The 22,498-nt window shown below is 64.3% G+C and carries 23 protein-coding genes; 12 read left to right on the plus strand and 11 right to left on the minus strand.

The features are described from left to right. Positions 1 to 68: 68 nt before the first annotated feature. Genes RhoFasB10_RS10860 through RhoFasB10_RS10890 form a run of 7 tightly spaced genes read left to right on the plus strand, consistent with a single transcriptional unit; the run spans position 69 to position 5,677 of the window. Positions 69 to 620, plus strand: a complete 552-nt coding sequence (locus RhoFasB10_RS10860; protein ID WP_068421734.1) for a TRAP transporter small permease — start codon at positions 69 to 71, stop codon at positions 618 to 620. Then, positions 617 to 2,098 carry a TRAP transporter large permease gene (locus tag RhoFasB10_RS10865; RefSeq protein ID WP_068421732.1) on the plus strand — a complete coding sequence of 494 codons (1,482 nt, stop codon included), beginning with the start codon at positions 617 to 619 and terminating at the stop codon, positions 2,096 to 2,098. Before RhoFasB10_RS10860 ends, RhoFasB10_RS10865 begins: the two co-directional genes overlap by 4 nt. Continuing rightward, a complete protein-coding gene (gene dctP / locus RhoFasB10_RS10870; protein WP_346764378.1) occupies positions 2,091 to 3,386 on the plus strand; it encodes a TRAP transporter substrate-binding protein DctP in 1,296 nt (431 codons plus the stop codon). Before RhoFasB10_RS10865 ends, dctP begins: the two co-directional genes overlap by 8 nt. Continuing rightward, entirely contained in the window at positions 3,383 to 3,847 is a 465-nt protein-coding gene (locus RhoFasB10_RS10875) for a MaoC family dehydratase N-terminal domain-containing protein (RefSeq protein ID WP_167676387.1), read from the plus strand. Before dctP ends, RhoFasB10_RS10875 begins: the two co-directional genes overlap by 4 nt. Further along, positions 3,844 to 4,230, plus strand: a complete 387-nt coding sequence (locus tag RhoFasB10_RS10880) for a MaoC/PaaZ C-terminal domain-containing protein (protein ID WP_167676389.1) — start codon at positions 3,844 to 3,846, stop codon at positions 4,228 to 4,230. The genes RhoFasB10_RS10875 and RhoFasB10_RS10880 overlap by 4 nt, the downstream gene beginning before the upstream one ends. Next, positions 4,227 to 5,519 carry an AMP-binding protein gene (locus tag RhoFasB10_RS10885; RefSeq protein ID WP_240931027.1) on the plus strand — a complete coding sequence of 431 codons (1,293 nt, stop codon included), beginning with the start codon at positions 4,227 to 4,229 and terminating at the stop codon, positions 5,517 to 5,519. Before RhoFasB10_RS10880 ends, RhoFasB10_RS10885 begins: the two co-directional genes overlap by 4 nt. Continuing rightward, positions 5,516 to 5,677 carry a hypothetical protein gene (locus tag RhoFasB10_RS10890; RefSeq protein ID WP_167674225.1) on the plus strand — a complete coding sequence of 54 codons (162 nt, stop codon included), beginning with the start codon at positions 5,516 to 5,518 and terminating at the stop codon, positions 5,675 to 5,677. Before RhoFasB10_RS10885 ends, RhoFasB10_RS10890 begins: the two co-directional genes overlap by 4 nt. A 77-nt stretch (positions 5,678 to 5,754) precedes the next feature. Here the strand turns inward: RhoFasB10_RS10890 and RhoFasB10_RS10895 are convergent, their stop codons facing one another. Genes RhoFasB10_RS10895 through RhoFasB10_RS10915 form a run of 5 tightly spaced genes read right to left on the minus strand, consistent with a single transcriptional unit; the run spans position 5,755 to position 10,295 of the window. Then, positions 5,755 to 6,471 (minus strand): ABC transporter ATP-binding protein, encoded by a 717-nt coding sequence (locus tag RhoFasB10_RS10895; RefSeq protein WP_068421726.1) that lies wholly within the window; start codon positions 6,469 to 6,471, stop codon positions 5,755 to 5,757. After that, complete coding sequence (locus RhoFasB10_RS10900) at positions 6,455 to 7,282, minus strand: ABC transporter ATP-binding protein (RefSeq protein WP_167676391.1); 828 nt, start codon at positions 7,280 to 7,282, stop codon at positions 6,455 to 6,457. The genes RhoFasB10_RS10895 and RhoFasB10_RS10900 overlap by 17 nt, the downstream gene beginning before the upstream one ends. Then, on the minus strand, positions 7,279 to 8,205 hold the full coding sequence (locus RhoFasB10_RS10905; RefSeq protein WP_068421721.1) for a branched-chain amino acid ABC transporter permease: 927 nt from the start codon (positions 8,203 to 8,205) through the stop codon (positions 7,279 to 7,281). Before RhoFasB10_RS10905 ends, RhoFasB10_RS10900 begins: the two co-directional genes overlap by 4 nt. Further along, on the minus strand, positions 8,202 to 9,092 hold the full coding sequence (locus RhoFasB10_RS10910; protein ID WP_068421718.1) for a branched-chain amino acid ABC transporter permease: 891 nt from the start codon (positions 9,090 to 9,092) through the stop codon (positions 8,202 to 8,204). The genes RhoFasB10_RS10905 and RhoFasB10_RS10910 overlap by 4 nt, the downstream gene beginning before the upstream one ends. 39 nt (positions 9,093 to 9,131) lie before the next feature. Further along, positions 9,132 to 10,295: an ABC transporter substrate-binding protein gene (locus RhoFasB10_RS10915; protein WP_068421717.1), complete on the minus strand. Its 1,164-nt coding sequence runs from the start codon at positions 10,293 to 10,295 to the stop codon at positions 9,132 to 9,134. 219 nt (positions 10,296 to 10,514) lie between these two features. Here RhoFasB10_RS10915 and RhoFasB10_RS10920 point away from each other — a divergent pair, with 219 nt between their 5' ends. From RhoFasB10_RS10920 to RhoFasB10_RS10940, 5 genes are all read left to right on the plus strand, one after another. After that, on the plus strand, positions 10,515 to 11,453 hold the full coding sequence (locus RhoFasB10_RS10920; RefSeq protein ID WP_068421716.1) for an alpha/beta hydrolase: 939 nt from the start codon (positions 10,515 to 10,517) through the stop codon (positions 11,451 to 11,453). Positions 11,454 to 11,466: 13 nt separating this feature from the next. Continuing rightward, complete coding sequence (locus RhoFasB10_RS10925; protein ID WP_167676393.1) at positions 11,467 to 13,068, plus strand: NAD(P)/FAD-dependent oxidoreductase; 1,602 nt, start codon at positions 11,467 to 11,469, stop codon at positions 13,066 to 13,068. A gap of 11 nt (positions 13,069 to 13,079) precedes the next feature. Beyond that, positions 13,080 to 13,379, plus strand: a complete 300-nt coding sequence (locus RhoFasB10_RS10930; protein ID WP_068421710.1) for an EthD family reductase — start codon at positions 13,080 to 13,082, stop codon at positions 13,377 to 13,379. Between the two features lie 288 nt (positions 13,380 to 13,667). Then, entirely contained in the window at positions 13,668 to 15,440 is a 1,773-nt protein-coding gene (locus RhoFasB10_RS10935; RefSeq protein WP_240931028.1) for a hypothetical protein, read from the plus strand. Further along, positions 15,427 to 16,014, plus strand: coding sequence for a class F sortase (locus RhoFasB10_RS10940; protein ID WP_068421704.1), 588 nt, complete (start codon positions 15,427 to 15,429; stop codon positions 16,012 to 16,014). The genes RhoFasB10_RS10935 and RhoFasB10_RS10940 overlap by 14 nt, the downstream gene beginning before the upstream one ends. An 8-nt stretch (positions 16,015 to 16,022) precedes the next feature. Here RhoFasB10_RS10940 and pyrE read toward each other — a convergent pair whose 3' ends face one another. The 6 genes from pyrE to clpB all read right to left on the minus strand — a co-directional run bounded on the left by pyrE (position 16,023) and on the right by clpB (position 22,469). After that, a complete protein-coding gene (gene pyrE, locus RhoFasB10_RS10945) occupies positions 16,023 to 16,562 on the minus strand; it encodes an orotate phosphoribosyltransferase (RefSeq protein ID WP_068421701.1) in 540 nt (179 codons plus the stop codon). A gap of 44 nt (positions 16,563 to 16,606) precedes the next feature. Then, positions 16,607 to 17,176, minus strand: coding sequence for a LemA family protein (locus RhoFasB10_RS10950; RefSeq protein ID WP_068421698.1), 570 nt, complete (start codon positions 17,174 to 17,176; stop codon positions 16,607 to 16,609). 60 nt (positions 17,177 to 17,236) lie between these two features. After that, positions 17,237 to 18,049, minus strand: a complete 813-nt coding sequence (locus tag RhoFasB10_RS10955) for an SDR family oxidoreductase (RefSeq protein WP_068421682.1) — start codon at positions 18,047 to 18,049, stop codon at positions 17,237 to 17,239. A 20-nt stretch (positions 18,050 to 18,069) separates the two neighbouring features. After that, entirely contained in the window at positions 18,070 to 18,909 is an 840-nt protein-coding gene (locus RhoFasB10_RS10960) for a hypothetical protein (RefSeq protein ID WP_068421679.1), read from the minus strand. Positions 18,910 to 18,962: 53 nt separating this feature from the next. Then, on the minus strand, positions 18,963 to 19,841 hold the full coding sequence (locus tag RhoFasB10_RS10965) for a DUF5666 domain-containing protein (protein WP_167676395.1): 879 nt from the start codon (positions 19,839 to 19,841) through the stop codon (positions 18,963 to 18,965). 81 nt (positions 19,842 to 19,922) lie between these two features. Continuing rightward, positions 19,923 to 22,469 (minus strand): ATP-dependent chaperone ClpB, encoded by a 2,547-nt coding sequence (gene clpB / locus RhoFasB10_RS10970; RefSeq protein ID WP_167676397.1) that lies wholly within the window; start codon positions 22,467 to 22,469, stop codon positions 19,923 to 19,925. Positions 22,470 to 22,498 lie beyond the last annotated feature (29 nt).

Raw genomic sequence — 22,498 nt, forward strand, 5'->3', positions numbered from 1 at the left:
TGTATTGCTACGCATCATTAATATGGATAAGGTAATCCGCATCACATCATTCGAGCGGAGACTCCACCTTGACAACTCCTGCCGGCGAACGCCTGTTCAAGATCGTCGAGATTCCTGCCGTCGTCGGACTGTTCGCGATGATGGTACACACCGTCGCAAACGCATTCTCGCGCACCGTCTTCGGCGAGCCGATCACGGGAACACTCGAACGCGTCCAGTACTGGTACATGCCTCTGGTGGTACTGCTGGGCTTCGTCATTGCAATGCACCGCGGTGAACACGTCTGGGCCGACATGTTCTTCACACGGTTCCCCCGAGCATCGAAGCGCTACGTCGCGGCGGGCGCGAGCATCGTCTGCGCAGCGGTGTGCATCCTCGCAGCCGTGTACTCGTTCGCGCACGCCCAGCACAACCGCGCCATCGAACTGACCGCGGGCCTGACCGATATCGCAGCATGGCCGCTGACCTACCTGGTCCCGATCACGTTCGCGATCTTCGGCACCCAGTACCTCGTACTGACGTCGAAACAGTTGCGCAACAAAGAGATCGACGACGCCGGATCGGCTGTGGCCGTCGAGCCCGAAGCCGCCACGACCGCCGAAACGGAGACAGCCCGATGACCGCCGTCGCGACCCGGGAACGCCCTCGTCCCCTTCCAGGACGTGTCCGCGCAGGCCGATTTCCCACAGGATCGGTCACGCTGACGGTATTCGTGCTTGCCGCAGCGGGGTCGTCGGTCGGGATGTTCCTCGGCGGCTCGAAGGAAACCATCGGCGTGCTGTCGATCGTTCTGCTGCTGAGCCTGATCTTCCTGCGCATGCACATCGGATTCGCGCTGCTGGTGTCCGCCCTTCTCGGAATGTGGGCGTTGCGCGATTTCGGCGTGGTGACGAGTACCGTGAGCAAGCTGCCGTACCACAACGTCGCGCAATGGACGTTGAGCGTCGTTCCGATGTTCGTCTTCATGGGACTGCTCCTCTGGCGTTCGGGTGTGACCGAGAAGCTGTACGACGTAGCTCGCACGTGGCTCGGATGGATGCCAGGCGGTCTGGCCGTCGGCACCAATCTCGCCGGCGCCGGATTGGCGTCGGTCAGTGGTTCGACCGTCGGAACCACATACGCCCTCGCGCGCATCGGAATTCCCGAGATGCTCCGAGCGGGATACGACAAACGACTGGCGATCGGGTCGGTGATGGCCGCAGGACTTCCGGGCCAGCTGATTCCGCCGTCGATCACACTGGTGGTCTTCGCGGGCATCGCCGAAGTTCCCGTCGGAGAGCAGTTGCTCGCCGGCGTCGGACCCGGTATCGCGGTGGCGATCCTGTTCAGCATCGCGCTGATGGCCGCCGCGGCGGTCGTGAAACCCAAGACGCCCGAAAGGGTCTCGACAGACGTGGCGTCGCCAGCTGCCAAATGGCGTGCGCTGGCGTCGGTGTGGCCGGTACCGGTGCTCGTACTCGTCGTCGTCGTCGGTATGTTCTCCGGCTTCTTCACCGCGACCGAAGCAGGCGCGGCTGCCGCGATGGTTGCGTTGTTCGTCGCGCTGTTCGCACGTCGGCACGATCGTCCGTGGTCGGCGGTGAGCGAAGCAGCAGTAAGTGCGGTTGCCAGCACGGGATCGATCTTTCTGATGCTCCTCGGCGCCACTGCCCTGTCGCGCATGCTTCCGCTTACCGGGCTGACCACCGGATTCACCGACTGGACAACGGGTCTCGGCCTCAGTGCGTGGCAGTTCCTGGGATTGATGACGGTGGTCTACCTCGTCATGGGCATGTTCCTGGATGCCCTCGCGATGATGCTGCTGACCGTTCCACTGCTGATTCCCACGCTCGCTTACCTCGACATCTCGTTGCTGTGGTTCGGAGTGTTCGTCGTCTTCATGGGCGAACTCGCGGTCATCACTCCACCCGTCGGAATCTTGTCGTACATAGTCCACGGTGTCGCCCAGGACCCGGAAGTCAACCTCGGCAACAAGATCAGCCTTCGCGACGTCTTCGCGAGCGTCGCCTGGGTCATGCCGATCGCGTTGATCTTCGTCGTCCTCATGGTTCTCTTCCCGCAGGTGGCGACCTTCCTTCCAAGCCAGATGGGTGGGTAAGAATACGGTGTTCGGCTACAGGAAGTCTCTCCCCTGCGCGGCTGCAGTCGCCGCGTCTCTCGTCGTCACATCGTGTGCGGCGATCTCCGCACCCGCAGGCGGTGGACCCGGAATCGAGTTCGGCGCAACCGCAGAGGAGTACCGTGACGCGTTCGACGAGATCGAGCCCATCCACCTCTACGCTCAAACTCCAGGCCCACAGGGGTCGTTCGTGAGCGACAAGATGGAGGTGTACTACGACGCGGTGACCGAGTGGTCCGGCGGCAAGGTCACATTCGAGATCTTCTATGCGAACGCCATCGCCGGGGCCACGGAGATCGACGACGCGCTCGGCGATGGCCGCACCGACATCGACGGGTTCGCCCCCGCAAACCAGCCGGCCGAATACCCCGCCGTCAACACGCTGATCAACGCGTCGTTCCTGGGCGACATGTCGCCTCTCGCCGGCATTCTGCAGTCGCACGCCTGGCTGCTCGAATCTGCTTATGCGACGGACGAAGTCGCACAGGAGTTCGAGGACAACGACATGCACCTGCTGATGCCGTCGTACAACGGCGGCGGGATGGCGCTGCTGTGCACCGACGAGGCGCGGACGCTCGATCAATTACGCGGACGGCAGATTGCTGCCGCCGGACGTACACAGGGTGCGCAGATCAGCGGACTCGGCGCGATCCCGGTGAGCGCCTCGTACTCCGAGCTGTACGAGAGTCTGCAACGCGGCGTCGTGGATTGCACGGCTACGTCGATACAGAATGCGGTCCTCGGTGGCTATCTCGACATCACCCCAGAGGTGATCATCGAGCCCGAAGCAGGATTCGCGCTCACCTTCGGGTCGGTCGCGTTGAATCAGAACCGCTGGGAACGCTTGCCACTACTCGTTCGGCAACTCTTGTTCGATCGGCTCGACGTATTCCTCGAGACCAACATCCGAACGGCATGGGAGGCGATGGTTCAGGGTGTGCACACCATCCAGGACGCCGGAGGGACGATCAGCGATTTCGCACCCGACGCGCGCGATCGACTTCGGACGGTGAACGCCGAGCAATTGGAGACACTGAAGAATTCGAGTGCACTCGAGGATGCGGCGTCGTCGTTGACCCAGTGGTCGGACACCGCGGACCGTTGGAGTGTCCTCGTCCGAGAGCTCGGATACGACGAGACGATGACCTACACCGAGTTCGCGGACTTCTACGACGACGACGCGGTCGATCTCGGACCGTATGTCGAGGCCGTGTTCGACGAGATCCTGCTTGCCCACCGGCCGACCGCGCCGCAGGACGACGCATGAGCGATCCGGTAGCGGTCACCGTCGGCGCGGAAGCGGTATCCATCTCTGCCATACGACGTTTCGTCGAAGCCCACGAGATGACCGATCCCCGGTACTCGGACCCGGTGAATCCGATTGCCCCCTGGGCGATGCTGTCGTCGTTCTCGATGCCGGCCTACTGGACGCCGGGTGACGCCACGCTGCCCGACGACGTCCTGCCGCCGCTGCCGTGGGATGCGTGCGGGATACCCGCGGCACAGTCGATGACCAATCGGATGGAGTTCGACTACTTCGAGCCACTGCGGCCGGGCGACGTCGTGACCACCGAATACCGCGTCACCGGCGTGACTCCCAAGCGGACGAGCGTCGGCGACGGTTCGTTCGTCGACTTCGAGCTCACGTTCCTCCGGCAGGACGGCGTCGTCGTCGCGATCGAACGATGCAGTGTGTACCGGTACTTTCCCTTCGAGGACCGACGATGACAGTGCAGTTGCCCGAAGTGCGGCTTCCTTTGACGTTCCAACGACTGATCATGTCGGCCGGGGCGAGCCGCGACTTCGCGCCCGCCCACATCGACCCCGACGCGGCCCGGGCCGGCGGCGCACCCGGGGCGTACGCAGACGTCATGTTCGTGCTCGCCATGTTCGAGCGATGCGTCGGCGAGTGGGCCGGTGGACGTGGAACGCTGCAGAGCCTCAATCGGATTGCGCTCCAGGGATTCGTACTCGCCGGCGAGGACGTCGTTGTTCGAGGAGTCGTGACGCAGGAATGCGACACGTCGACGACGGTCGACCTCGTCCTCGTTCAAGCAGCCGATCGACGCGCTGCGTCGGCAACAGCCGTGGTGCGCTGGGAAGGTGCATGATGCTCCGAGCCAACAGCCGCATCGAGACGATGAGCGAGCAGGACGCACGGAGCTTCGTCGACGCGGCAATCGTACGCGCCGTACGTCTGGCCGCGGCCGAGTCACCGTTCCACCGGTGGTTCTACGCTGAGCACGGCGTCGACGTCGAATCCGTCACGGACGCAGTCACGTTCACGACATCGGTACCGGTGGTGCGCAAACTCGACTACCTCCGATTCCAGGAACGCTTTCCCGACGCCTGGCGGGCCGACGCACGACAGATCCACTCGACCAGCGGAACGAGCGGGGTGGGCAAGGAGCTGCACCGTCGAACGTCGCACGACCTGGCTTCGCTCGGAACAGGTGGTGCCTACCAGTACTTCTGGGCCGGGTTGCGACCGGGTGAGCCGATTCTGTTCACGATTCCCTACTCGCAGACGATGGCAGGCCCCTACTTTCAAGCCACAGCGACTGCGGCAGGCATGGTGCCGATCAACGGGTTCACCGGCTCGACCGTCGAACGGATCGAGATGCTGACGAGATTCGGCTGCACCGGGATGTCCATCACGCCGTCGTACCTGCATCGCATGACCGCCGAGGCCAAGCGAATCGGGTTCGATCCCCGGCACGACGGGTGTGCGCTGCGCGCGATTCTCTTGTCCGGTGAGCCATACGGAGTCGAGTGGGCCATCGAGATGCAGCAGTTCTGGAACGCCACAGTCCACGAGGGATGGGGGGCGACCCAGACCCTCGGCGTGGTCATGGCCACGAGGTCCGGCGCTGTCTCCGGGCACGGACGCGGTGTCCTGCACGGGATCGGACACCGCTGCTTCATCGAGGTTCTCGGCGACGACGGGGCACCGGTTCCGCCGGGAGAACGCGGCGAGATCGTCGTGACGACGCTGCGCACCCGGGGCACTCCCAGTATCCGGTTCGGAATGGGTGACAGCATCAAGCTCCTGCGCGACGGCTTCTTTCCCGAGTTCGAGGCCGGTTCCATCGGTCGCACGGACGACATGATCAAGGTCAAGGGCATGAACATCTGGCCGAGCGCGGTCGATGCCGTCGTGTTGCGCGATCCCGTCCTCGACTACCGAGCCACCGTCCACACCACCGAACAAGGCAGCGAGACAGTCGATCTCGAACTCGAAGTAAGCGGAGACAGGCATCCGGCGTTGTGCGATCGAATCGCAGACGCTGTGAAGCGGGACATCGGTATCTCGATGACGGTGTCGGTGCTGCCGCCAGGGACGCTGGGAGAGCAGCACTTCAAGTCACGGCGATGGACGGACCGGAGGGCAGTGCGATGAGCGAACTGACAGACGAACTGGAGAAGGCACGTAGACATCTCGATGCCGTAGCGTCTCGCGTGGCTGAACTCCCCGAGTCGCCGATACTGGTCCAGTTCTGCGAACGAATAGATGCCCTCGTGGACGAACTGGCCTGGGAACTCGGCACACAGAGCTGATCGATCGCGTGGCCCGTCGAGAAACTGTCCGGCCCGAGTGCCCACCAACGCACTCGGGCCGGATCGTCTTCGGGTCGTCAGACCCCGAGTGCCGCTTCACCGAGGAACGCGAGGACCACCGAGGAATGTGTCCGTGCCTCTTCCGCGCTCCCGGAGTACACGGACTCGCCGCGGTTGACCACGACGACGTCGTCGGCGACGCGGAGCCCGGCTTCAGCGTTCTGCTCGACCATCAACACACCGAGCCCACGGTCGGCTATCTCGCGCACGCTCGACATGACGGTGTCGACGACGGCCGGAGCAAGTCCCATCGATGGTTCGTCCATCATGATGTATTTCGGGTCGGACATCAGTCCACGCCCGAATGCCAGCATCTGCTGTTCACCGCCGCTCAACAGGCCGGCAGGACCGTCCTTGCGCGTCCGCAGGATCGGAAACAGCTCGTACGCCAGCTCTGTGTTCTGTTCGCGTTTCGCGCGGGACGACGTGTAGCCCCCGATCCGGAGGTTCTCCGCGACGGTCAGGGATGCGAACACCTGTCTGCCTTCCGGAACCAACGAGATGCCCTGCCGGACCACCTTGTGTGCCTTCAGACCGACGAGTGATCGTCCATCGAGCTCGATGGTTCCGTGGACGGGCTCGACGAGACCCGCCACGGTCCGCAGCGTGGTGCTCTTGCCCGCACCGTTTGCGCCGAGCACCAACGTGATTCGACCTGGCCGAACAGTCAGGCCGATGTTCGTGACTGCACGGACCTTCCCATATCTGACATGCAGATCACTGACTTCGAGCATCCTGCGCTCCTCGCTTTCCGAGATAGGCTTCTTGCACGCTGGGTTCACGGACGACCGCTTGTGGTCTGCCCTGCGCGATCAGGACACCGAAGTTCATCGCGATCAACGTGTCACAGGTCTCCACCATCATCTGCACGTCGTGCTCGACGAGTAGTTGCGTCAGGCCCTCCTCACGCAGTTTCTTCAACAACGACGAAACTTCCTGGCGTTCCGTCTTGTTCATTCCTGCCGTCGGCTCGTCGAGTAGTAACAGTCTCGGGGACATGGAGATCGCACGGGCGATCTCGACGCGCCGTTGCAATCCGTAGGACAGTTCGCCGGGCCGAATGTCTTCCATTCCCGTCAGACCGGTGCGTTCCAGTGCATCCTCGACGGCGTCGCCAGACCGCTTCAGCAGGCCTTTGCGGTCGAGCAACAGACTCCGCAGACCACCGGTCTCCGCCCCGAGATCGGCTCCGAGCGCGATGTTCTCGCGAACGGTCAAGTCCGGCAACAGCCGAACGGTTTGGAACGTACGAGCTATTCCGAGTTTTGCGACCTTCTGCGGCGGTACCGTCGCGAACGACGAACCCTCGAAGGTCAACCCTCCGCGGGTCAACGGGGTCAGACGGGTGATGGCAGCCAGCAGGGTGCTCTTCCCGGACCCGTTGGGTCCGAGTATCCCGAAGATCTTGCCGCGCGTGATATCGAACGAAATGCCGTCGACTGCCTTGATTCCGCCGTAATGGACTGCGACATCGGAGATTCGAAGAACGACGTCGGTTTCTCCGGCGTCGACGGCGCTCGCGCGTGATGCGGCGTCGGTGCTCATGACGTGCCTCCTGCTTTCGCGAGATCCAATTCCGGGGTCGGGTCGTCCGGCGGTGCCGTCGGAACTGCATGCCGCTTCGCCTTGGATTTGCGGATCAGGTCGAGCACCGTTCCATAGATTCCGCCCGGGACGTAGACGGCCGCGATCGCGACGATGATGCCGTAGACGATCGCCTGGTACTGCCCCACGATTTCCAGGTAGTACGGCAACCAGGTGAAGATGATCGCGCCGAGAACGATACCGAGCCACGAACGCCCACCACCCACGATGATGATCGTCAAACCGAGTACTACCAGGGGGAACCCGATGCTTTCCGGGGCTACGGTCGTGCGAAGTAGAACGTTGATCGCGCCGCCGAGCGCGCCGATGAAGCCACTGATGACGAACGACGCGATGCGATATCGGGACACGTTCACACCCATCGACGACGCAAGCTCCGGATCTTCCCGGACTGCATCTATCCGTCGTCCCATGCGCCCGCGTTCGGTCAGCGCCAGCAGTACGACCACCAGAACCGTGATCGCCACGATGTGCCAGATCGTCAACTGTGGGAACGCGAGTGCACCGAACAGACCGACCGAAGCGCCGGTCAACGATCCTCCGTTGTGTGCCACGACAGTGATGATGAGGTCGAACGACACCGTCGCCATTGCCAGATACAAGCCGTTCAACCGCTGTACCAGCAGTGCGAGCAGAAAGCCGATCGCCCCGCAGACGAGCATGATGGCCGCGATGGCCGCGAACGACGAGAAACCGTATCGGATGACGAAGATCGCCGCACCGTACGAGCCGATGCCGTAGAAACCTGCACCGGCGAACGAGAACACCCCCATACGCAGTTGGACCTGAATGCTCAGGGCCAGCAACAGAACGGTGAACGTGCTCTGAAAAAGGACGATGTGGGAGAAATAGAAATCGCTCATACCCGTCGAACCTCCTTGCGGCCGAACAGTCCCTGAGGCCGAAGGAGCAAGACCAGGAAGATCATGCCGAAGCACACCGCGTCGACCCACCCACCTCCGGTGAAGCGGAGGACGAGCGTCTCGGAAAGCGCAAGGATGTAGGCCCCGGCCGCAACACCGGCGGTGCTTCCGACGCCACCGAGAATGATCACGGCAAACGCCTTGATCAGCAGCGTCTCACCGCTCTCCGGTGTGATGGCACCCAGGTTGTACGTCAGCAGCGCGCCCGCGAGACCGGCCAGTCCGCCGGCGAACGCCATGGTGGACAGCGACAATGTTCTGCGATCGACACCCATCAGCGCGGCAGTCTCGGAATCGACGCCGATCGCGCGCAGAGCGAGACCCGACATGGACTTGCGCAGCCACACTGCCATACCGACAGTCAGCACCACCGCCGACAACACGATGATCAGTCCGGTGTTGGAGATTCGCAGGCCGAGGAACGAGAACACCTGTACGGCATAGGAACTGTTGGAGAAGCCGAACGGCTCGGATTTGGTGACGTACTGCGCGATCGCGAGTGGGATTGCGGCAACGCCGATTCCGCCGATCAGGATCTGCAGTTCGGCTATTCGGTGCGTCTTCGCGCGTTTCAGAATCGGCTGGAAGGCAAGCACCTCTATCGCCGTCGACAACAAGGCGCCGACGGCCACCGAGATCGCGATCACCCCGATCATCGGTAACTGCTGATCCTTGACCACCAGGTATCCGACGAACCCCGCGAACATGAAGATAGCGCCGTGGGCGAAGTTCAGGATTCCGACGGTTCCCCAGACCAGACTCATTCCCAGACAGAACAGTACGTAGATGGATCCCAGAATTGCAGCGTCGACGAGTGTCTGCCCCATATCGTCAGATCACCTCGTTCCGCGCTCGTCGGACGTTGGTCATTCCGCCAGCAACCCCTCTGCGCTTCCATCCCACTCGACGACGACGCCCTCGACGCGTTGGTCGTTGCCCTCGAACGTCACGGGCCCGACGGCACCGTCGAAACCTGCTGCCGCAACGGCATTCAGACCGTTCTTGATGTCCTCACGTGAGGCGCCACCGGATTCCTTGATGGCGCGCGCGATCATCCAGGTTGCGTCGTAGCCCTCGGCCGCGTAGTTGAGTGGGTTCTTTCCGTACCTCGTGGTGTACGCCTCGACGAATGCCACGGACGACGGCGCGGTCTGGAGATAGTTGAAGTCCGTTGCCCAGAACATACCTGCGCCTGCCGGGCCTGCGGGGGCGAGATTGCCCGCGCCGGCTGCCGGATTGCCGACGGCCGGGCCGTCGAACCCAGCTTGGCGCAATTGCGACATCGCGGTCGAATTCTGAGCGCCGACGAGGAGGAACACCACCGCGTCCGGCTTCTCGCCGACGATCTTGGTGATCGTGGCCGCGAAGTCCTGCGTCGTCGACTGAACGCTGGTACTGGACAGAATCTCGAGGTCCTCGCTCTCCTGCATTGCAGGTAGCTGATTCTCCGCGATTTCGGCAAGCGTCGGCTGGCCGGCGTTGTAGAGCACGCTGATTCGCTTGGCACCGAGGGACTTCAAGTGATCGATCGCCTTGGGAAAGTACGTCTCCTGCGGCGCGGTCGAGCGGAAGGTGTAGTCGCCGATGACCACGCCCGCGCTGCCGGATTGCGTGAACACGACGGGAGTTCTCGACGATTCGGCTATCGGTGCCACGGCAACGGACTGTGCACCGGACACCGTACCGAGAATGGCCGCGACGTCGGGGTTCGCGATCCCCTCGGTCACCTGACTCGCTGCGGTTTGGGCATCACCCGCCGTATCGCGGCTGTCGAGCTTCAGGGTGGAGTCACCGAGAAACCGCTGCTGGTTGATCTCTTCGACCGCCAGCTCGATTCCCTCGAGTTGGGATCCACCGACGTAGGCGAGCGTGCCCGTCTTGTCCGTCGTCGACAGCAGGGTGATCTCGCTCGGCATCTCGCCCGATGCGGTCGAACCAGATGGTCCCGACCCGCCGCAGGCAGTCACCGTCATCATCGCTGCGGCAACCCCGAGCAGGGCGAGCCTGCCTGGACCGGTGGCGTATTTCATCGCTCCTCCTATTTCATGGCAATGATGCGCATGAACTCGTGATCGGAGTCACACTAAGGCGTCTCGCGGGAGTTGTCCAGATCACACCTGAGATGAAATCCCTGCACAGAGGAGTGCGAACGAAAACGTTGCGGCGAATGATTATAACGGTTTAGAGTGAGCTCCATCACCTGAACGGTATCCGTCTGTAATCAGAGCACCCCGAAGGAGTCGATTCCATTGGCACTCGACGACGCCACCGCCGCGTTCCTCGCACAAGCCGCCGAGGGAGGCGGGAAAGCGCTGCACGAGATGACTCCAAGTGAGGTGCGGGCGATGAACGACACGTTCGTCGATCTCTACGGCGCCGGACCCGACATGCACAGCGTCGAGAACCTGACGGTCACTGCGGCCGACGGTCACGCGATCCCGACCCGAGTACTGACACCGAACGAGTCACCCCGTGGGTTCTTCGTCTATTTTCATGGTGGGGGCTGGGTCGTCGGCAACCCCGATCAGTTCGACACCCTCGCGAGGCGAATCGCCGCCGAGACCGGCTGCACCGTGATCTTGCCCGACTACCGTCTCGCCCCCGAGAACCTCTACCCCACGGCAGCCGATGACGCTTGGGATGTTCTGCAGTGGGCGGCATCTCGGCGTGATTCACTCGACTCTGCGCTACCCCTCGTCGTCGGCGGCGACAGCTCGGGTGGCAACCTTGCTGCGGTCGTGTCGCAACGTGCGGTACGTGACAACGGACCTGCCGTTGCGCTTCAAGTGCTGGTCTACCCGGTGACCGACCACGATTTCGACAACGACTCCTACGTTGACCCCGCCAACCAACTCATGCTCGACCGAGCTTCGATGATCTGGTTCTGGGACCTCTATGCACCTGACCGGAGTGTCCGAGACAACTGGAATGTCTCGCCGTTGCGCGCCGACCGCCTCACCGACGTCGCGCCGGCGGTGGTTCTACTCGCCGAACACGACGTACTACGCGACGAAGGCCAGCGCTACGCCGACAAGCTGACCGCCGCAGGGGTGTCCGTCGACGTGAAGGTGTTCGAGGGCCAGATGCACGGCTTCTTCCAGTTCGTGAACATCCTCCCCGGTGCGGATCTCGGAATCACGCACGTCGGCACCAGCGTTCGCGCTCACCTCGATTCACTCGTCGCGTAAACAGGAGTTTCAAATGAGCACACCAGATTACGATTCGATCGTCATCGGCGCGGGCTTCTCCGGCGTCTACATGACACACAAACTCCGGGAGCTCGGCCTCACGGTACACGGCTTCGAAGCTGCGGAAACCGTTGGTGGGACATGGTTCTGGAATGTCTACCCCGGCGCGAGATGCGACGTCATCAGCATGGAGTACGCGTTCACCTTCTCGCAGGAGATCATCGACGAATGGGCGTGGACCGAACGCTACCCAGCGCAACCGGAGATTCTCCGCTACATCGATTTCGTCGCCGACAAACTGGACGTGAAGAAGTACTTCGAGTTCGGCGTCCGTGTCGAATCGGCAGTGTGGGACGACGATTTCGCGCACTGGACAGTAGGAACCGACAAGGGAGAATTCGTCACCGCGAAGTACCTGATCACCGCGGCCGGGTGCTTGTCGACGTCGTCGACACCCGATTTCGCCGGACTCGACGCGTTCGAGGGCGAAACGATCCACACCAGCGCGTGGCCTCGCGACGGCGTCGACTTCACCGGGAAACGAGTGGGCGTGATCGGCACGGGTTCGTCCGGCGTGCAGGTGATCCCGAAGATCGCCGAGCAGGCCGAGCACCTGACGGTGTTCCAGCGAACCCCGGCGTTCAGTCTCGACTGCGGTAATCGCCTGCTGACCGAGGACGAGAAGGAATCCTTCAAAGCGCAGATCGAGAACTACAAGGTCGAATCGAAGGCGTCGGGTGGCGGCCAACCGGTCGACACGTTGGAGGTGAACACGTTCGATCACTCCGACGAAGAGCGACTCGCGGTTTTCGAGGAGCGGTGGAACCGCCACCGCGCAATCGATCTCATCGCAGCGTATCCCGACCTGCTCAGCGATCGCGAAGCCAACGAGACCATCTCCGAGTTCTTCCGCAGCAAAATTCGATCCGTCGTCGAGGACCCTGACCTCGCCGAACAGCTGTCCCCACGCGAACACCCGCTCGGTGCCAAGCGAATCACACTGGATACGAACTACTTTCAGAGCTACAACCGAGACAACGTCTCTCTGGTCAGTGTGCGGAATGCACCGATCGAGGGTCTGACACCCGCGGGGCTGAAAACAGCGGACGCCGAATACCCGTTGGACGTGATCGTGTTCGCCACCGGATTCGACGCGATCACCGGGCCTCTACTGAAGATCGACATCCGTGGGCGAAACGGAAAAACGCTGCAGGACAAATGGTCGGACGGTCCCACCACCTATCTGGGGATCGCGGTCGACGAGTTCCCCAACCTGTTCACGCTGACCGGGCCCGGCAGCCCCAACGTGTTGACCAATGTCGTCTGCGCCATCGAGCAGCACGTGGAGTGGACCGCCGACACCATCGCGCATCTGGAGTCGATCGGTGCGCGGACCGTCGAGGCCGACGAGACCGCCGCCAAGGAATGGACCACCGGGGCGATCGAACTCGCGGATCAAACCCTGTATCCCGAGGGAAACTCCTGGTACACCGGCGCCAACATTCCAGGCAAACCCCGCGTCATCATGTCCTACGTCGGCGGGTTGAACGTGTACCGCGAGATCTGCGATTCCGTGGCAGCCAAGAACTACGAAGGCTTCACGATCACTCACTAGGAGGAGTTCAGTTGTTCCGCATCAGTATTGCCTACAACCATCCCGAGGACCCCGACGCGTTCCTCGCCCACTACCGCAGCGTGCACGCGCCGCTGACGGCCGCGATGCCCGGCATCCTGTCGTTCGAATGGGGCGTGTCCGAAACCCTCGACGGCTCGAAGCCCGCACACTTCGTCGTCGGAAATCTGAACTTCCCGTCGAAGGACGCCGCCGTCGCTGCTCTGGCATCGCCGGAGGGCAAAGCCGGCGCCGACGACATGCCCAATTTCGCCGGTGCGGGGTTCGTGATGGACATGCACGAAATCTGTTGAGCAACTGCCTCGTGCGCGCGAATGTACAGCCCGCTGTACATTCGCGCGCACGGGGCGAAAGTGCTTATAACGCTTCGGTAACCAAACCAACAGCCCTGGTTCAACAAGACTTTCTGGTCGGTTACGGTCCTTGAGAGCACTAAATCGTGTGACTCAGTAACGATTTCTCTGCGTCGGGGGCGGGGAAGAGGCGGCCTCGCGCCGCCGCCGACCGGAGGGCCAAGATTTATGTCGCAGAAGTCGATTGCTCGATTCCGACGAGCACGCCTTGCCGCCGCAGGTGCAGCCATGGTGTTGTCGTTCGCAGCCGTAGGACCGGGTGTCGCCGCAGCTCAGGAAGATCCCGCCACACCGGAAAGCACCGTCGAGCAGCCCACCGAGGAGTCACCGGCGCCCGAGCAGGAACAGGCGCCGAACACCGACACGGTTCCTTCCGACGTCGAGAGCTCGATCCAGCCACCGCCTGCACAGGTTCCCGCGGCGGGAACCGGCGACGCGGCAGCCGCTGCGGTACCGGCACCGCCCGATGCGCCGTCCACGACCCGTCCACTTCCTCAGGTCACCGGTGGTGTCGTGTTCAACGCCGACGGGACGGCGACGGTGGACGTCAGCATCGTTCCGCAACTGTCCGACGCCGAGCGGAAGGCGCTGGCGGACGCCGAAGCGAAGAGCAGAGCTGCCGCCGAGGCATCCACGGCAGCGCAGGCCCGACTGGACGCGGCCGTGGCGGCCGATGCCGCGGCGAGCACCGCCCTGACCAAGGCGGAAGTCGCCGCCGCAGACGCTGCGGCGAAGGCCACGCAGGCAGAAGCCGCGGCAGCAGCTGCAGAAGTGGACATGATGGCCGCCACGGCAGCGGTGAACCAGGCGAAGGCCGACGCCGCGGCTTTGCAGACCGCGGCCGATACTGCTGCGCAGGCCAAGACCGACGCCGAGGCCGAGGCGGCAGCTGCTGTCGCCGAGGCAGAACGCCTCGAGGCAGCAGCCGCCGGCGCGGGCGATCCGGGAGCGGTCGAAGCCGCTGCCACGGCCCGCGCTGATGCCGACGCCAAAGCAGCACTGGCAGCGACTGCCTCAGCGGACGCCGAGGCGTCGGCTCAGGCACTGCAGGATTCACTCGTCGCCGTGCAGGACGCGTTCAAGACCCTGAACATCACCAAGGTCAGCGCGGCAGTGCGTGCGGCTGCGGCACGGGCCGCCGAATCGCTGTCGGCAGCAACGGCGGCTCGAACAGCACTGGAAGCGTCGGCTGCTGCGGAGGCAACAGCCGGGGAACTCGAAGCCGCAGCGACGGCGTCGAACGAGGCCGTGGCCGCGGCGAACCAAGCGGCAACCGATGCACGGGCGACAGCGACCGAAGCGCAGGCGAAGGCCGACGCGGCAGCCGCTGCAGCCGCCAAGGCAGAGGCCGATCTGGCGGCCGGGCCGTCGGACGCCGATATCTCAGCCCTGGAAACAGCAGCCGCCGACGCGCAGAAAGCTCTCGACGACGCCGACGCCGCGTTGGCGACGGCAGAATCCGCAGCCGCTGACGCCGACGCAGCGCTCACGGCAGCTCAGGCCGACGCCGACGCGAAGACCGCCGATCTGAAGGCTGCACAGACGGCTGCCGCCGACGCCAAGGCAGCATCGGATGCCGCGACGAAAGCCGAAGCGGATCTGAAAGCGAAGGCCGCCGAACTCGCAGCGAGCGGACCGAAGTTCAGCTGGACGATCAATCTCGGTGACACCGTGAAGGAAGACGTGCCGGTCACCCAGATCGACGACACGACGGTCGTCGTGGACGAGACCGGTGTGGAGCTGATCGGCGTGTCGAACGACGACGGTTCGTTCACGGTGGCGGACTACTTCACCACCGACGACAACGGCGTCACCGTGGTCGCCGGCGAGCTGCCCGCCGTCTCGCTCGCGCTGGGCGATTCCGGTTCGACGGCCTCGGAGGGCTCGGACAGCTCGTCCGCGACGCCTGTGATCCTGGCCGGCGTAGGTGTCGTCGCCGTCGCGGCCGTGGGTGGCGCAGTCTACCTACGGCGACGCAATTCGACCGATGCATCTGCGTAGATCCGCAGTTGCAGCATCCGTCGCACTCGCCCTGTTCGGTTGCACGGCACAGGAACCGGGTCCGGCAGCACCCGATCGTTCGGCGGTGGAGTCGCAGATCTCTGCGGCTCCATCGGCGGCGGTCGGTGCAGGTCAACCGAATTGGATCGAGTTGCGGTCAGCCGACGGCCGGACTTTCATGAGCAGCACGGTCAATCCCGACGGCGTCTATCGTGACGCCTCACAGGTGCTGAACCCACCGGACGAACGTCCGGCGTGGTGGGCCGAGAGCGGTCTACCCGGAACCGACACCCAGCAGACGGTCGTCGTTGTCGGACACAACTATTCGACGCGGGATGCGCCGTTCCGATCGCTGAGCGTAACCGCACCCGGCGACCTCGTCGTGATGAGTACAGCCGCCGGTGTTCTGAACTACCGGGTCGAGACGACGGGGCCGCTGCCCAAAGGTTCCCTGTTGAGCGAGAACGAACTTCGCGCTCAGGTACCCGGCCGCTTGATTCTGGCCAATTGCGATGTCCGCGACGGGGAGCCGACGAACGACAACTTCTTCGTCGTTGCGCAGCTGGTTCCCTAGCGGAGGCGCTACAAGCCCAGGTCCCCCAGCCCGAGAAGCGAGCGGTATTCGAGCCCCTCGGCGGCGATGACGTCGTCGGCCCCGGTTGCACGGTCGACGACGGTCGCGACTCCGACGACGATTGCCCCGACGTCACGCAGCGCCTTGACGGCGGTCAGCGGCGAGTTACCCGTGGTCGTGGTGTCCTCGACGACCAGAACACGCTTTCCGACGACGTCCGGCCCCTCGATCTGTCGCTGCATCCCGTGCGCCTTCGCGGCCTTGCGAACGACGAACGCGTCGATGGGACGGCCCTGCGCATGCATGATCGACAGCGCGACCGGGTCGGCTCCCATCGTCAACCCGCCGACGGCGTCGAAGTCCCAGTCGGCAACCAACTCACGCATCAGCGATCCGATCAGCTCGCTCGCGCGGTGGTGCAGCGTCGCACGACGAAGGTCGACGTAGTAATCGGCTTCCTTGCCCGACGACAACGTCACCTTGCCGTGTACGACGGCGAGTTCACGAACGAGCTCGGCCAGTTCGGCGCGGTCGGCACTGTCGGACATGAGAGATCCCTTCGATCGAATTCCTGCCCGATGAATCTACCGACCTAGGCTGCGACGCTCGTAGGCTGGTCGTCGCCGGCGAGATCGACGTGCTCGACGAACGGCTCCGGCGCGTCGACCTTCAGCGCCTTCGCGACGAACTTCGACGGGAACGACGTCCGCAGCAGCGAGAGCCGGTACGCGTTGTCGTTGTAGACACGGACCGCGCCCGCGATGCGCTTCTCGGTGGTCTCCAGATCACCGGCCGGCCCCTGGAACGCCCAGTTGGACTTGAGTTTCGGATGCCGATCCGACTCGGCGAGCACGGTGTGCACCGCCGCGGACAACGCGTTCTCGGCGGCGGCCTGCGACGTCAGTCCGAGCCCACGCTCACGCACTGCCTTCGACCACGACCGCGCCCCGACGAGTTGGCGGACGGCGTCCTGATCCATGCCCGACGACTCGATCGCCGCGATGAGCGGTTCCAGCTGCGTGTACCTGCGGTCGAGTTCGACCGTGACCAGTTGTCGACTTGCCGCGGTGTGCGAGCGGAAGCGCCGGATCCGTCGCTCGACGCTCACCGTGTAGGCAAGAACCAGGACTACGACAATCGCCACGATCACGAAAACAGTCACGAGGTACGAATTTAACGGGGTTCTCCGCGACACGCCCGCAGGCACGCCAGAACCGTTTGGCTATGTTCGCCCGCGACCGCGTCCGACGACGTTGGTCAGCTTGCGCACGACGCTCTTCGGCACCTTCGTGCCGATCGCGGTCAGCACCTTGTACTGGGCACCCGGCACGCTGATGACCTTGCCCTTGTCGAGGTCGTTCATCGACGTCTGCACGACCTGATCGACGTTCAGCCACATGAACTTCGGAATGGTCGACATCTCGATGCCTGCCCGCTGATGGAATTCGGTCTTGATGAATCCCGGGCACAGCGCCTGCACCTGCACACCGGTTCCCGCGAGACCACCGGACAACCCCTCGGAGAACGAGATGACGTACGCCTTCGACGCCGAGTAGGTCGATCCACGCCCGGACAGCAGACCTGCCACACTCGCGACGTTGACGACGGTTCCCTTCGCCCCCGCGACCATCGACGGAAGTGCGGCGCGCGTCAGCTGCATGACCGCGGTGACGTTGACGTCGAGCTGCGCCTGCAACAACTCGGGCGACGCGGTCCAGAACTCGCCCGACGTACCGAAACCTGCGTTGTTGACGAGGAATTCGACGCCGCGTTCGAGCCGTTCGATCACCTGATCCCGACCCTGCTGAGACGCGAGATCCGCCGCGAGGATTTCCGAGTCGGTGCCGAATCCGAGGCGCAGCTCGTCGGCGAGCGAACGCAACTTCAGTTCGTTCCGCGCCACGAGCACCAGGTCGTAGCCGCGGGCGGCGAGGTGCCGGGCGTACCCGGCCCCGAGACCCGACGTCGGGCCGGTGACGAGCGCAACAGGGCGAAGCTTCCGAGAGATCTCCGGTTCGATCGGATCAGCGGTCATGCGAGAAGGTTATAGCGTTCTCAGGAGTCCGTGGGACGACCTTCGGACGAGTCCGCCGCACGACGGCCGGCCGCACGATTGATCGGCGTCGGCCGCGCCCCCGACGGTTCCGGGCGCCTGGGCTCCTGCACGCGGGGAGCAGGTGCCGGACGCTGCTGCGGTGCCGGTGCCGGTCGCTGCTGAGGTGTCGGCGTCGGACGCTGCTGAGGTGTCGGCGCCGGACGCTGCTGCGCCGCACGTGGCGTGGGGCTTGCTCGGCGGGACACCGGTGGTAGAACGTGCAGCATGCCGGACAGGCGTGCGACGGAGTCGATCGCGGCATCCCACTCACGGCCGCTGCTGCCGAGCGGCATCGATCCGAGGGTCCAGTCGTTCTCGCTCCACAGCAGGTTCAGGTGCGGCGGCACCGATTCCGTGAAGGCCGCCATCCGCTGATCGCAGACGCGTCGCGCGATCTCCACGTCGGTGGCGAACACGACGCGCGGCCCGATCGAGCCGAGCAGTTCGAGGTCCTGGTCCTTCGGCGGCGGCGTCGACTTCAGTCGTAGATCGATGTCGACGTCGGACCCCACGGGCCGCTGAACCGCGACGATGGTCGTCTCTTCCTCGACGTCGAACAGAACGAAGTTCTCACCGCGGCGCACACCCCGAACGACGTCGAGCGCAACGTCGTGTTCCGGCTTGGCGAGTGCGGCTCGACGGAAGCGCCGCACGAGGTCGTCGCTGTCGGCCTCGTAGGTGTAACCCTGCGCCTTCGCCCACATCTGGCGAACGCGTCCGAGCTGGTCGCGGCGCGACCTGTCGATGTAGAGAAGTGCGACAGCACCCACGAGTGCGATCGCTGCAAGTCCGAACCACATAGCCGTCATCGCCCGTCAGCCTAACGCTTCCACGATGTCGCCCATCTGCCGACTTACGGCGTTTCGACGATGATGTCGGCCGTGATGGCACCGTCGGCGGCCGGACTGCCGTTGACGACGACACGCGACCCGACCTTCAGAGCCGACAGGTCGAATCCGGACAGCGACAACACCTGGGTCGCGGGCGTCGTCAACACCGTCACCGGGGCACCGTCGATCCCCTGCAAGGTCAAGTTCGACCCGTCGATCGCCGTGACGGTACCGATCGCAGCGCCCGAGCTACCGAGGATCTCGGGGATACCACCGGGCACCAGACCACCGGGGGTGGACGGCGGCGCCGAGGGCTGCAGGCTGGGAGTCGGGAGAGGCGCGAGCGTCGTCGGCAGCGGGCGCACGGTCGTCGGTGCGGATGCGGTGTTCGAACTCGACGGCTGATTGGTCACGAAGAAGACACCCGCCAGCACGACGACGACCAACGCGGCCAGTCCCAACAGCGCGAACAGCACCTTCCGCGACGAATTTCCACCCGTCGGCGGTTCACCGGTCTGCTGCGGCTGGTACTGCGGCTGCTGGAGTTGCGGCTGCGGCTGCTGGAAGTTCTGGGGCGGTCCGTACGACTGGGTGTACTGATGGCCGGGCCCGTACTGCTGGTTCGGATCGTAGGGCGGCAGCGCCTGCGTCGGATTCGGCTGCTGCTCGGCATACTGCGGATAGCCGTACTGCTGCGTCGGCTGATCCGGGTACGGCTGCGAATCCGGGTACTGCTGGTAGCCCTGGTACTGCTGCGGTGGGTAGTTCTGGTACTGCTGGGTCGGCTGATCCGGGTACTGCTGCCACGACTGGGTGGGCTGATCGCGGTCGTAGGGGTCCGGTGGCGGATTCGCCGTCCCGTCCTCCCACGACCGCTCCCGCGGATCGTCCGAATTCGTCATTACCCGAGGGTACGTTGCGCGCATCCTCGATCCGCCGAGATCGACGTCACGCACGCATGTCGATCTCGGCGGACCCTTGAATCAGCCCAGTACCAGCTCGTCTCCGTCGGGCGACACGGCGACAGGAACGACGTCACCGTCGCGCACCGTGCCTGCCAGCAGCAACTTGGCGAGCTGGTCGCCGATCGCCTGCTGGATCAGCCTGCGCAGGGGGCGAGCGCCGTACAGCGGGTCGTACCCGCGCACCGCGAGCCACATCTTCGCCGCCGACGAGACGTCCAACGTCAACCTGCGCGCAGCGAGCCGCGTGGCCAACTGGCCGAGCTGGATGTCGACGATCGACTCCAACTGGTCCTCGGACAAGGCGTCGAACACGACGACGTCGTCGAGCCGGTTGACGAACTCGGGCTTGAAGGCGCGCCGTACCGCATCCATGACCTGGTCCTTCGTGCCGCCCGCACCGAGGTTCGACGTCAGGATCAAGATGGTGTTGCGGAAGTCGACCGTGCGGCCCTGACCGTCGGTCAACCTGCCCTCGTCGAGGACGGCGAGCAGGATGTCGAACACGTCCGGGTGCGCCTTCTCGACCTCGTCGAACAGGATCACACTGTACGGACGTCGTCGGACGGCCTCGGTGAGCTGGCCACCCGCCTCGTACCCGACGTAGCCGGGAGGTGCCCCGACGAGCCGCGCGACCGCGTGCTTCTCGCTGTACTCGCTCATGTCGATACGGACCATCGCCCGTTCGTCGTCGAACAGGAAGTCCGCGAGGGCCTTCGCGAGCTCGGTCTTACCGACACCGGTCGGGCCGAGGAACAGGAACGACCCCGTCGGACGATTCGGATCGGCGACGCCTGCGCGAGCACGGCGGACGGCGTCGGACACTGCTTGAACGGCGTCCTTCTGCCCGACGACACGCTTGCCCAGCTCGTCTTCCATGCGCAGAAGCTTCGCTGTCTCGCCTTCCAGCATGCGGCCTGCAGGAATGCCGGTCCATGCTGCGACGACGTCGGCGACATCGTCCGGCCCGACCTCTTCCTTCAACATGACGTCGTCCTGCGCGGGACTGGCCTCGGTCTGCTGTTCGAGCTGCTTCTCGAGAGCAGGGATACGGCCGTAGCGCAGCTCGGCGGCCTTGCCCAGATCGCCGTCGCGTTCCGCTCGTTCGGACTCGCCGCGCAGGTTCTCGAGCTCCTCCTTCAGCACCCGGACCGAGTCGATGGCGTTCTTCTCGTTCTGCCACCGTGCACTCAGCTCGCTGAGCTTCTCCCGGTCGTCGGCCAGTTCGGCGCGCAACTTCTCGAGACGGGCTTTCGACGCGTCGTCGGTCTCCTTCTCGAGTGCCATCTCCTCGATCTCGAGGCGACGCACGGCGCGCTCGACCTCGTCGATCTCGACAGGACGGGAGTCGATCTCCATGCGCAACCGCGACGCGGCCTCGTCGACCAGGTCGATTGCCTTGTCCGGCAGGAAGCGCGCGGTGATGTACCGATCGCTCAACGTGGCGGCGGCCACCAGCGCCGAGTCGGTGATGCGGACACCGTGGTGCACCTCGTAGCGCTCCTTGAGGCCACGCAGGATGCCGACGGTGTCCTCGACCGTCGGCTCTCCGACGTAGACCTGTTGGAAGCGACGTTCCAGCGCAGCATCCTTCTCGATGTACTTGCGGTACTCCTCCAGCGTGGTCGCGCCGACGAGCCGCAGCTCACCGCGGGCGAGCATCGGCTTGATCATGTTGCCCGCGTCCATCGCGGACTCACCGGTGGCGCCTGCACCGACGATGGTGTGCAGCTCGTCGATGAACGTGATGACCTGGCCGGCCGAGTTCTTGATGTCGTCGAGAACGGCCTTGAGCCGTTCCTCGAATTCACCGCGGTACTTCGCGCCGGCGACCATCGATCCGAGGTCGAGGGAGATGACGGACTTGCCACGCAGGCTCTCCGGCACGTCGCCGTCGATGATGCGCTGCGCGAGCCCTTCGACGATGGCCGTCTTGCCGACGCCGGGCTCACCGATGAGAACCGGGTTGTTCTTGGTCCGGCGCGACAGAACCTGCACGACGCGTCGAATCTCGGTGTCACGCCCGATGACGGGATCGAGCTTGCCTTCCCGCGCGCGGGCGGTGAGATCGGTGCTGTATTTCTCCAGCGCCTGGTACGTGCTCTCCGGGTCCGCGCTGGTGACGCGGGCGCTGCCGCGGACCGTCTGGAACGCGTCGCGCAGCTCGCTCGGGCCTGCCCCGTGTCCGGTGAGCATCTTCGCGACGTCCGAATCGCCGGTGGCGAGGCCGACCATGAGGTGCTCGGTGGAGACGAACTCGTCGTCGAGTTCCGTCGCGAGGTTCTGTGCCGTCGTGATGGCGGCAAGTGCTTCGCGTCCGAGTTGCGGTGTGGTCGTCGAACCGGTTGCCGACGGCAGACGATCGACCATCGTCTGAGCTTCTCCCCGTACCGTCACCGGGTCGACGCCGACAGCCTTCAGCAATGGCGAGGCGATGCCGTCTGTCTGATCCAGCAACGCCACCAACAAATGTGCCGGACGGATGTCCGGGTTACCTGCCGCGGATGCGGCCTGCAGAGCCGCGCTGAGCGCAGCCTGGGTCTTCGTGGTGGGGGTGAAACTGTCCACCGGTCACCTGCTTTCTTCTGAGAACAACT

This window comes from Rhodococcus sp. B10, assembly GCF_011770055.1.
GTDB lineage: Bacteria > Actinomycetota > Actinomycetes > Mycobacteriales > Mycobacteriaceae > Rhodococcoides > Rhodococcoides kyotonensis_B.

Bases quoted from the DNA above. Each gene is read 5' to 3' on its own strand.
- RhoFasB10_RS10875 (WP_167676387.1), top strand. From the start codon at position 3,383: ATGAGCGATCCGGTAGCGGTCACCGTCGGCGCGGAAGCGGTATCCATC.
- RhoFasB10_RS10960 (WP_068421679.1), bottom strand. From the start codon at position 18,909: ATGTGGTTCGGACTTGCAGCGATCGCACTCGTGGGTGCTGTCGCACTT.
- RhoFasB10_RS10905 (WP_068421721.1), bottom strand. From the start codon at position 8,205: ATGAGCGATTTCTATTTCTCCCACATCGTCCTTTTTCAGAGCACGTTC.
- RhoFasB10_RS10885 (WP_240931027.1), top strand. From the start codon at position 4,227: ATGATGCTCCGAGCCAACAGCCGCATCGAGACGATGAGCGAGCAGGAC.
- RhoFasB10_RS10915 (WP_068421717.1), bottom strand. From the start codon at position 10,295: ATGAAATACGCCACCGGTCCAGGCAGGCTCGCCCTGCTCGGGGTTGCC.
- RhoFasB10_RS10890 (WP_167674225.1), top strand. From the start codon at position 5,516: ATGAGCGAACTGACAGACGAACTGGAGAAGGCACGTAGACATCTCGAT.
- RhoFasB10_RS10865 (WP_068421732.1), top strand. From the start codon at position 617: ATGACCGCCGTCGCGACCCGGGAACGCCCTCGTCCCCTTCCAGGACGT.
- RhoFasB10_RS10895 (WP_068421726.1), bottom strand. From the start codon at position 6,471: ATGCTCGAAGTCAGTGATCTGCATGTCAGATATGGGAAGGTCCGTGCA.
- RhoFasB10_RS10965 (WP_167676395.1), bottom strand. From the start codon at position 19,841: ATGACGAATTCGGACGATCCGCGGGAGCGGTCGTGGGAGGACGGGACG.
- RhoFasB10_RS10935 (WP_240931028.1), top strand. From the start codon at position 13,668: ATGGTGTTGTCGTTCGCAGCCGTAGGACCGGGTGTCGCCGCAGCTCAG.
- RhoFasB10_RS10880 (WP_167676389.1), top strand. From the start codon at position 3,844: ATGACAGTGCAGTTGCCCGAAGTGCGGCTTCCTTTGACGTTCCAACGA.
- RhoFasB10_RS10940 (WP_068421704.1), top strand. From the start codon at position 15,427: ATGCATCTGCGTAGATCCGCAGTTGCAGCATCCGTCGCACTCGCCCTG.
- RhoFasB10_RS10955 (WP_068421682.1), bottom strand. From the start codon at position 18,049: ATGACCGCTGATCCGATCGAACCGGAGATCTCTCGGAAGCTTCGCCCT.
- RhoFasB10_RS10900 (WP_167676391.1), bottom strand. From the start codon at position 7,282: ATGAGCACCGACGCCGCATCACGCGCGAGCGCCGTCGACGCCGGAGAA.
- pyrE (WP_068421701.1), bottom strand. From the start codon at position 16,562: ATGTCCGACAGTGCCGACCGCGCCGAACTGGCCGAGCTCGTTCGTGAA.
- RhoFasB10_RS10910 (WP_068421718.1), bottom strand. From the start codon at position 9,092: ATGGGGCAGACACTCGTCGACGCTGCAATTCTGGGATCCATCTACGTA.
- RhoFasB10_RS10925 (WP_167676393.1), top strand. From the start codon at position 11,467: ATGAGCACACCAGATTACGATTCGATCGTCATCGGCGCGGGCTTCTCC.